General features: G+C 36.1%; 10 protein-coding genes and 2 pseudogenes. All 12 read left to right on the top strand.

Features of this window, described 5'->3' with window-relative positions:
* On the top strand, nt 1-697 hold a 697-nt coding region (locus ACLHDF_RS25365), incomplete at its 5' end, for a DUF3231 family protein (protein WP_413921330.1).
* 458 nt (nt 698-1,155) lie between these two features.
* Entirely contained in the window at nt 1,156-1,737 is a 582-nt protein-coding gene (locus tag ACLHDF_RS25360) for a MerR family transcriptional regulator (RefSeq protein WP_413921329.1), read from the top strand.
* A gap of 10 nt (nt 1,738-1,747) precedes the next feature.
* Nucleotides 1,748-2,635: a hypothetical protein gene (locus ACLHDF_RS25355; protein ID WP_413921328.1), complete on the top strand. Its 888-nt coding sequence runs from the start codon at nt 1,748-1,750 to the stop codon at nt 2,633-2,635.
* 261 nt (nt 2,636-2,896) lie between these two features.
* On the top strand, nt 2,897-3,154 hold the full coding sequence (locus ACLHDF_RS25350) for a hypothetical protein (RefSeq protein WP_413921327.1): 258 nt from the start codon (nt 2,897-2,899) through the stop codon (nt 3,152-3,154).
* Nucleotides 3,154-3,504 (top strand): hypothetical protein, encoded by a 351-nt coding sequence (locus ACLHDF_RS25345; RefSeq protein ID WP_053488182.1) that lies wholly within the window; start codon nt 3,154-3,156, stop codon nt 3,502-3,504. Before ACLHDF_RS25350 ends, ACLHDF_RS25345 begins: the two co-directional genes overlap by 1 nt.
* Nucleotides 3,501-4,010: pseudogene (mobL, locus tag ACLHDF_RS25340) on the top strand (relaxase MobL). The gene ACLHDF_RS25345 and the pseudogene mobL (ACLHDF_RS25340) overlap by 4 nt, the downstream one beginning before the upstream one ends.
* A 673-nt stretch (nt 4,011-4,683) precedes the next feature.
* Nucleotides 4,684-6,489: a group II intron reverse transcriptase/maturase gene (gene ltrA, locus ACLHDF_RS25335; protein ID WP_413921326.1), complete on the top strand. Its 1,806-nt coding sequence runs from the start codon at nt 4,684-4,686 to the stop codon at nt 6,487-6,489.
* A gap of 52 nt (nt 6,490-6,541) precedes the next feature.
* Nucleotides 6,542-7,314 (top strand): annotated as a pseudogene (mobL, locus tag ACLHDF_RS25330) (relaxase MobL).
* 2 nt (nt 7,315-7,316) lie between these two features.
* Nucleotides 7,317-7,754: a hypothetical protein gene (locus tag ACLHDF_RS25325; protein ID WP_413921325.1), complete on the top strand. Its 438-nt coding sequence runs from the start codon at nt 7,317-7,319 to the stop codon at nt 7,752-7,754.
* A 47-nt stretch (nt 7,755-7,801) separates the two neighbouring features.
* The gene (locus ACLHDF_RS25320; RefSeq protein WP_413921324.1) at nt 7,802-7,945 is read left to right on the top strand and encodes a hypothetical protein; all 144 of its coding nucleotides are present in this window, start codon (nt 7,802-7,804) and stop codon (nt 7,943-7,945) included.
* A gap of 118 nt (nt 7,946-8,063) precedes the next feature.
* Nucleotides 8,064-8,222, top strand: a complete 159-nt coding sequence (locus ACLHDF_RS25315) for a hypothetical protein (protein ID WP_413921323.1) — start codon at nt 8,064-8,066, stop codon at nt 8,220-8,222.
* A 169-nt stretch (nt 8,223-8,391) separates the two neighbouring features.
* On the top strand, nt 8,392-8,913 hold the full coding sequence (locus ACLHDF_RS25310) for a DinB family protein (RefSeq protein WP_413921322.1): 522 nt from the start codon (nt 8,392-8,394) through the stop codon (nt 8,911-8,913).
* The last annotated feature ends 440 nt before the right edge of the window (nt 8,914-9,353 follow it).

Raw genomic sequence — 9,353 nt, 5'->3', positions numbered from 1 at the left:
TGCACATGCAGGTGGTATTACATTGGCCTGTCGGAAAGATATCCATCATTTATTCCATAAATATGTGGAAGAGGCGATTAGTCTTAATGGTGCTACACGAGAAGTCATGAAGGAAAAAGGTGTCTTTATTCGGCCACCCTATATGGATTATCCAAAGGAAGTAGAGTTTGTGACGGAGCAGAGGTTTCTGACTGGATGGTTTGGGCACAAACGATCCCTACTTGCACTGGAAACCTCTCATTTATATATGACATCACTTAATAATGAACTAGGTAAGGATATCCTTTTAGGTTTCTCTCAAGTAGTGAAGGATAGTGAAATAAAAAAACATTTTATACGTGGCACGAAAATTACTTCAGATATTCTTTATAATACTCATAAGACGTTACATGAAAGTGATATTCCTGCCTCTATGACTTGGGATACATGTGTTACAGACTCCACTGTCGCTCCCTACTCAGAGCAGGTTATGCTTTGTTTTGTTAATGCATTGTGTGCTCTTGGAGTTGCAACATATGGAAGTGCCATGGCCATGAGTATACGACATGACTTAGCAGCTCATTATAGTAAATTCATTATGAAATCAGGAGCCTATGCTGAAGATGGAGCGAATATGTTAATTGAGCGTTCTTGGATGGAGAAACCTCCTCAATTTATTGATCGTGATAAATTAATACGTGAGCATACAGAAAGTTAGAGGAACCATGGTTTATTAGTTATTTCATTCTTGCAGAAATAAACATTTTTGATAAACAAACAGTATAACAACGTATAGTCAGAACGTGTTTTCATTGAAACACGTTCTTTCTTTTTGTCTATTGCTACAGGCTACTAACAATTTAATTAAGTTGGATTTAAAAGTTAAAAGGGGGATAAGTACTATCATGTTATTCGCTGAAAGAGTATTAAAAAATGAGCAATTAAAGTCAGTAAATCCCATAAAAAAGAGGAACAGACAAGTAAACCTCTTCTTTTGGATGAAAAGGAAATGGATAAACAGGTCGCTCGTGCAAAAAAAAGAATTCTTTTTCTCTGTTACAACCTTGAAAGGCTGAAAAGAAAAAATAGGTGTAGCCATCGCAAGTATGGCAAAAGGAACGTATTTTGATGAAAATTTAACGGAAGAGTAAAACGATTCTAAAAGAAGAAAAGGAGATGGAAAATAAAGCAGCACTACTATTTGAAACGCTTGCCGTTGTGGTAGCAGGCGTAACCATTTTCAACATTTACCTGAACCACAATATCTCCAACACAACAGCTTCGAAACAAATTCAAGTCACAAATGACAGCTTAAAAGAAGAAAATAAAGAGCTAAAAAAACAACTAAGTGAAGTTCGCCCTTCTGCACAAGAACAACAAAAACGAGATTACTTGAATACGGTTAATCAATTCATCGATGTGTCTTATCATCGTGAAAAAGATGGATTTGAGGAACGAAAGAAGGTTGCAAAATCCATCATGGACAAAGAGCTTTATGAGCAATTTTATCCTTCTGAAAAGTTCGTATATGGAGATAGTTACACTTCAATTCCAAACGATTTACAGCTTTATGTACAACAATATGATGGAGGGCAAGAAGAGGTCGAAGTGATTGCTGAATTTACGAATCATCTTGTCATAAAAGATGAGAATGTCGACGATCAAACCCATGACATTATTAAAGTTTCTTTACGGAAAGAAGAGAATAAATGGGTGGTTTATAGTATTGAAGAATTGAAAACAGAAATCATGAAATGAGGTGGAGCAGGTGGCATTTAAGAAGCAATTGGAAGATTATCGATTTAATTTAAATCGCAATCGGTCATGGAAGTATACAGCAATGTTGATCTTTTTCTTTATCGGTTTTTTATCCTTACTGACATCAAAATTTTATTTAAAAACAGAAGATCCTTTGTATCATACCAAAACCTATGAAGCAGTTTCTTCTAACATAACAGGAACCGTAACCATTGAAAATCGTGTGTATCATCCGGCTAATGGCTCACTGGATATGGTGATCAAAATGGATCAAACAGATGAAGAGGAAGTAAGCTTTGTTGCACAAGAAAAAGCGAACCCAAACATCAAATTACCTGTTCACTTATTGTATGAAGATGATGGCTATTATGTGGTAAGAATCAGCGATTTATCTCCAAATTGGGAAGCACTTGCCTTTGATCTGTATCAAGAAAATAAAGAAAAAGAAACGGTAAACGTAGACGAAGTGACAACAAATCCCGACACCAGTTCAACGGAAGAAATAGATACTCATGCATTAATTACAACTCTCTATTCTGACCAACGAAAAACGAAAAGTGAAGAAGGAAAAGGAACAAAAACCAAACAAGAATATGCGCTTTTAGTTAATGAGTTAGAAAAAGATTTTGTCAAAAAGAAAATGAAAAACTATGAAAAAGCAATCACAGTAGAAGCCAAACATAAGCGCCAAACGCAACAAGAAATGAATGAGTTACAACGTGATATGAAGTACCAAGTGCAGGAGGAAAAAGCCGATACGGAATCAAAAATTGCGATGAAAAAGGATGCCATTCAATCAAGTGATGAAAGCATTCAGCTCTATAAAGATGAACAAAAAAGTTTACAAGAAAAGCTCCAAAAATTGAATGAAAAGCAACAGGATTTAGCCATGAAGTGAAAAAACACATGTCAACAGTAGGTCAACATGTGTTTTTTTTTGAGGTTCACAGTAGGTTCACATCATTAGTTTTTCATGTTCACAGTAGGTTCACATAGAGGAGTTTAGGTCAACAGCAGGTTCACACTTTAGAGGTTTTCGTGATATCACGGTTTTGCTAGGCTCTGCCTAGCCTATCACCCCGTGTGATAGCAAAAACCCCTTATGCTCTTCTCTCTTTTTAGGGGGGAGAGCACTACCACAAAAGAGAGGTCGGATAAAATGGAAATTAAAATTCGATATGTTGATCCAGTTGCACTTAAAAAAATTGATAAAATCGCAAAAGAAAAAAAGATTTCTCAGCAAGAATTCTTAAAAGGTCAGATTGAAACACTAGCCGTTTTTCAGGAACAAAAAGACCGTGAAGCAGAGTTGGAACGTCTCATTGATCGAAATATAAAAATGATGGAAAGGTGTGCAGTTGCAATTGAAACAGTTAATGGATTTATTCAAGAAATGATGGGAGAGGATGAAGAATGATGAAGCAAAGACGTAAAATTTCATTTGATGCTGAAACAGATCGGTATATTCAAAATTACATGGAAGAACATCGCTTGCGCTTTCCGGCTGATGCTATTTCTCAAATATGTAAAGAACATAAAGAGGCGCAGAAACGTGATGATGATTCAATACAAAGAATGGTGAAATCTGTTACCCAAAATATAGATAGTCTCTTAGAAAGAGAACGTCGTCATATTAGAAATGCATTGTGTTGCACAGAAAAAAGTATTCAAAGGTCAACCATGAAAAATTTTAAAGAAGTTGAGGATTATAGAATCGCAAAAACTGGTAAGGTGATGGCTACTATTGTAGAAGGATATAAAAAATGAAGCCGTCCTCTGTTACACCAGGAGTTGTACTCAAAACGAAATTTATTACGTCTGATAAGAAAGCCTTTCAAGAGTATGTGGAGTATGTTGATCGTGACGATGCAAAGAAAGATCAAGAAGCGCATGAAAAACTATTTTCTCTTTATCAAGACTATATGAATAACCCTGATAAGACATCTTCTTTATTTACAGAGCACTCAGATCAGTTAAATGAATATAAGAAAAAAGAATTGAAAGGTTTATTTGAAACGGTACAAAAAAATAACAGTATCATGTGGCAAGATGTCATTACATTTCATAACCCTTAGCTCCAAGAAAATGGTTTATATGACATTCATACTCATACAGTGGATGAGAAATAATTAATGGAGATTATCCGTCAGTCCATGAAGGAAATGCTTAATAGGGAAAGGTTAGATCAGTCAGCTATTTGGTCAGCTGCCATACACTATAATACGGACAACAGTGCGACTTGTTTCTCTATAAATCGAAAATCGTATCGATGAAAAGAGATAGCCCTACAGTAAGGGTGAAACTATCAACCTGAAGGATGGAATGATACTAACATGTCTAGTAGAAACATCCTCGATAATACTCCTACATGCGTTGCATTAGATAAGGTGCAGGGTATGAAGCTAGGTGAAGTCGGGTGAAGATAACCTAAGTCCACAGCTAAGGATATGGTTATTGATAGCCCGGTCGGCTGAAAAGATACTCATGGTGAGAATGTACCGGTTGGTACTGACGAACAACCGAATGAAAGGGTCTAAACGGTGACTGAAATGGAAACATTCAGACTGCACATATACGCAGGGCGGGATACCGAAAAGTAAAAAGGTTGTTATGAAATTCGCACGATGGACGATGGCATCGTAAGGCCCGCAGGCCTAAAGGTTGCACCTAAAAGTATCAAGGATAGCTAAGGTTGGTGGAACAAGGAAAGCCAAGCACGTCGTATAGGAGACTATCTTCTTGACGGTTCTTATAAGGAAAGAAATACTCCGAAATAGATTTGGTTTGGTGAGAGTAAGGTCATGACCGTAGAAACATCTGTAATGGATGTGGAGGAACAGGCCTAAGTCTATAGTTCTTAAAAATTGAATGTTTTTCTAAGTGAATTGCAAGGGTCAGGTAAGATGTTGGGAATGTCACTAAGCCTAAAAGGGGAAGTGATCCAACGTGCAAACACGACTACGATATGCTGATTATTACAATCTTACAAGCACATTTGATGGATTATATCAAAGGAGTAAAACAGGGGAGAATTTCACTCGTTTATACGACTTGATTATATCAAGAGAAAATATTCTCCTGGCATATAGGAATATTAAAAGAAATTCAGGAGCTAAAACATCTGGAACAGATGGGAAAACAATATCGTATCTTGAGAATCTAAAAGATGAACAAATTGTAGGACTAGTGAGGGACAAGTTAATCAGTTATAAGCCGGATAAAGTCAGACGGAAGATGATACCAAAATCTAATGAAGAGTTCAGGCCCTTAGGCATACCTACTATCACGGATAGATTAGTCCAGCAGTGCTTTAAACAAATCCTAGAACCGATTACAGAAGCACGCTTCTATAATCATAGTTACGGCTTTCGACCAATGAGAAGTACGCACCATGCCCTAGCAAGGGTACAATATCTTATCAATAAAGGGAAATTACATTATGTCGTAGATATTGATATTAAGGGGTTCTTTGATAATATCAACCACACTAGATTAATGAAACAGTTATGGAATATAGGTATCCGTGATAGAAAAGTGCTCGCTATTATAGGTAAGATGCTCAAGGCAGAAATTCAAGGGGAGGATACTCCTTTAAAAGGGACACCTCAAGGTGGCATATTATCTCCACTCCTCTCTAACGTTGTCTTAAACGATCTCGATCACTGGGTTGCTAAACAATGGGAAAAGTTTGAGCCTGACTTTAACTATCACAATATTAGTAACCGCAACGCTGCACTGAAAAAGACTAATCTAAAGGAAGGCTATATCGTCAGATATGCTGATGATTTTAAAATTCTCTGTCGAGATTATCAAACAGCAGTCAAGTGGTTCCATGCAGTCAGACTTTACTTAAAGGATAGGCTTAAGCTCGAGATTTCTGAAAGAAAATCTAAAATTACTAATCTACGAAAGAGAAAGACAGATTTTCTTGGATTTACTATAAAAGCTGAGAAAAAGGGCAAAAACGATAGGCGAGTGGCGCAAACGGAAATATCTGAAAAGAAAAAGAAGCAAATTAAACATCAAGCTAAAACAATTATAAAGGCAATTCAAAAAGACCCAAAAACACAGAATGCGCTCAAATGGAATGGATTTGTACTTGGAGTGCATAACTACTTCAGAAAGGCTACTCTCGTTAACTTAGATTTTAATAGAATACACTATGACATCTCCCGAACTATGTATAACCGGCTCAGGCACAAAGCATATTACGGTAAACCCATCACTGCAACATATACTTTCAGGAAATTCTACCGGTCTAATCATAAAACATTTAAAGTAGCAAAAACTTGGCTTTATCCACTTACAGATGTTCAAACAAGAAACAATCTTTGTTTCAAACAGGATATTACACCCTACACATCACAGGGAAGAAGAGAAATATATATACGTCTCTCTAAGAACGTGGCTAGAGAAATTAATAAACTTATAAATTCACACATTCCGGATAGGTCTATTGAATATCTTGACAATCGTATCTCACGATACAGTATGAAAATTGGTAAGTGCGAAATAACCGGTATATTCTTACCAGCAGAAGATATTCATTGTCATCATTATCGGCCAAGACATTTGGGTGGAGGAGATGAATTTGATAATCTTCGAATCATTCATAAGGATATACATCGACTTATACATGCAAAGAATAAACAGACGATAGATAATCTCAGAACCTCAATACAGATAGATGGGAAAGTTATTACCAAAATTAATCAGTACCGTAAGATGTGTAACTTAGAAAACCTTCAGTAAGAAACGATAGATGGAGCGCCGTGTGCGGTGAAAGTCGCACGCACGGTGCGGGGTGGGGGAAAAACTGGAGATAACATCAAAAGTTTACCTATCACTATTTCATATTCATGTTGCGACAGTAGAGCCAAACCCTACACGTGATCGGGGCAAAAGAAAGCCCAAAACGTTAGATGCCATGAGATCAAAAGTGGTAAGTCAGATTCTTGAACGTGGGCAGAAACAAAAAGAAATTAATGATTTAATCCGTAAAAACATGGTAGGCAGCAAGAAACAGGATTCCCCTTTTAAATGGAGAAATCGAGAGCTTAAACCATTCTTTTTGCACATCTATAATCATCTTCCAGAAGATAAGAGACAGTGGCAGTACAGTTATAATACGTTGCAACCTTTAAAGTCCTCTATCGATACATTAAGTGAAAAGTATATTCAAAAGTATCATGCAAAAGAGTTTGAACAGTTCAATAAGAAATTAGATCAAGAGGTAGAGGTGTTAAGGAAGGCATACGGTGAAGGGACATTTGATAAGAAACGATATGAAATTACAAGCAAAACAAAATAGATGAATTATATAAGCGAATGGGCAATGCCTTTTTAAGTGAAATGCGTGATTATGATCGAAAACAAAGACATATCAAAAAAGTATTGGCTGCTTCTTCTGAGCCAAAGCAAAAGTCCTATTCGGCAAACCATCTACCTGTACATGTTTCTCTAAAAAAAATGGAACGTGCTTTTAAATCAGAATATGAGAGTTGGAAAAACCAACAACATTTTGGGCGTTTGCAAAAGGATATTGAACAAAATCGTGAAGTCGAAAGGGGTTATTAAAAATGGAAAAATACTGGCATAAGGTGACAGTGGATGAAGAAACAGAGGCATACATTCAAGAATATATGAAGGAACATAAACTTCGTTTTGCTTCAGAAGCGATTATTGATATTTGTGAGAAATATAGAAAGATCCAAGAGCAAGAATGGTCATTAAAATATATTTCTGAAGTCGTCGGCGATAGCCTACATGATGTCATAAAAGAAGAACTAAAAAGGATTCGTCTTGGCACAAACAGTGCGGATAAAAACACACAAATTTTAATTGAGTATATGAATGGATTATTTGCTCATCATGGTTTTAAAGGACTTATGAACACAAGTATGCGGGAAATGGAGAGTACACGAATTGCACGAGAAGTTGTTGAAAATCGTATTGCTCATAAACGTCAAAAAAAGGTTGATGTAGAGGAATCAAGGGGGAAACAACCATCTTCATGATGGTTTCATATAAAAAGAGATTTAGATACTAAAAGGAGGAATCATTCATGTTGTTTAACAAAGATTTAGTGTTAGCTTCGATTAAAGCTGTGGGAGAGGATCATGCCATTGTACAGTATCAAGACAAAGAGGTAGAGGTAAATTTAAGTCCAGAAGGAGCGAAAGAGTTTTATCAATATGTGGTTCACTAAGAGAATATGTTGGTGCTCATGAATATCAAAACACAGAAGCTTTTTGTGGATTTAGAAGAACCTTGGTATGAACAAGAATTAGAGGAACTTAAGGGGATCTCCTATCAAGAAGGGGAGGATGACAAAAGAGGAAGTCGTGAAGCTTGAGCATCAGATCGATTCGAACATTACTAAAAACGAAAAGGGGATCATCAATGGTCAAGTTCAAGAGAAATCTCTTATTTTTCAAGAACGTGTTGAGATGGGTAATCAATTCCACCGTCAAAAAAAAAGATGAACATGAACTCGAAAGGTAAGGGAGAATAAGGCTCTCTTTTTTATTGAGCAATTACGCATTATATGAAGAGGGATCTACACTAAATTTTTATTAATGTTGGCTGTTCTTATTTGCTGTATAATGAACATTATAATATAAGTGGGAATATTCAAATAAAGGAGTAGAGAGTATGGAAAAACAAGAGTATGAATGGGTAAAGCAAACACGTCAAATCTTACTAGCGCAATGTAAAGAGTTGAATGAAGATGATTTTACAAAAGAACTAGGATTTGGTTCTAAGAGTGTAAGAGATTCTTTGATTCATATTGCAGGTTGCTACCATGCTTGGCTCGGTTCTTTTGTTCTTTTACAAACGAAATCGCCTCTTTTAACAAAAGAAGTAATTAATACTATGCAGATAAGTGATATTCAACTTTATTTTGAGCAAGCAGATGCATATGTAGATGCCGTATTCGAACAATTTAGTGATAACTTCGATGACATTATTGAAAGAGAACTTGTTTGGAGACCAGAGGTTAATAGTATAAGAAAGACTCCTAGACAATTGCTTATGCATACAATTACACATGAATTCCACCATAAGGGGCAAATTGTAGCTATGTTACGTTTATTGGGCCATATTCCTAAACATACAGACATAATCGGTCTACCTGACAAGGAAGTTGGATCAGTTGCTTCAAGTAAGGAATAAGGAAGTTAGTTAAAGGTTCCTCCTTCGAAATAACAAGTTTTATCCAATATCTACATGTAACTTAATAAAATTAAATGTGAAAAAGCAGAGGTTGTTCATTCCTCTGCTTTTTCTTATGCAACTTGTACTTTATTTCCTATCTAAATATTGATTACACAAGGGAAAAGGGATGCGAAAAGGGACATCTGTTTCAAATGACCAATTTAACATGGTTATTAGAGATAAACGTGAATTAAAGAAGAGAAATCACAAAATAGCTCTTCGGAATTTTTTGCACGGAATAATGGAGCAAATTCTTCAAAAAAACGGAAAGAGAAACAAGAAATAGAACGCTAAAAATGGCAAAAGATTGAAGAGGACTGTGGGGGCTGAAAAGCTCCCTTTTTGCATAGGGTGAAGTGAAGAAGGGATTTAGGTGGGAGAACGAAAACACGTCAAGG

The organism is Priestia megaterium (assembly GCF_046599315.1).
GTDB lineage: Bacteria > Bacillota > Bacilli > Bacillales > Bacillaceae_H > Priestia > Priestia megaterium_F.
The sequence above is the reverse complement of the archived record's forward strand: the minus strand, read 5'-3'. Positions and strand labels throughout refer to the sequence as shown.

Excerpts from the sequence above, each read along its gene's own strand:
- ACLHDF_RS25315 (WP_413921323.1), top strand. The coding sequence starts at position 8,064 with ATGACAAAAGAGGAAGTCGTGAAGCTTGAGCATCAGATCGATTCGAAC.
- ACLHDF_RS25345 (WP_053488182.1), top strand. The coding sequence starts at position 3,154 with ATGAAGCAAAGACGTAAAATTTCATTTGATGCTGAAACAGATCGGTAT.
- ACLHDF_RS25350 (WP_413921327.1), top strand. The coding sequence starts at position 2,897 with ATGGAAATTAAAATTCGATATGTTGATCCAGTTGCACTTAAAAAAATT.
- ACLHDF_RS25320 (WP_413921324.1), top strand. The coding sequence starts at position 7,802 with ATGTTGTTTAACAAAGATTTAGTGTTAGCTTCGATTAAAGCTGTGGGA.
- ACLHDF_RS25310 (WP_413921322.1), top strand. The coding sequence starts at position 8,392 with ATGGAAAAACAAGAGTATGAATGGGTAAAGCAAACACGTCAAATCTTA.
- ACLHDF_RS25325 (WP_413921325.1), top strand. The coding sequence starts at position 7,317 with ATGGAAAAATACTGGCATAAGGTGACAGTGGATGAAGAAACAGAGGCA.
- ACLHDF_RS25360 (WP_413921329.1), top strand. The coding sequence starts at position 1,156 with ATGGAAAATAAAGCAGCACTACTATTTGAAACGCTTGCCGTTGTGGTA.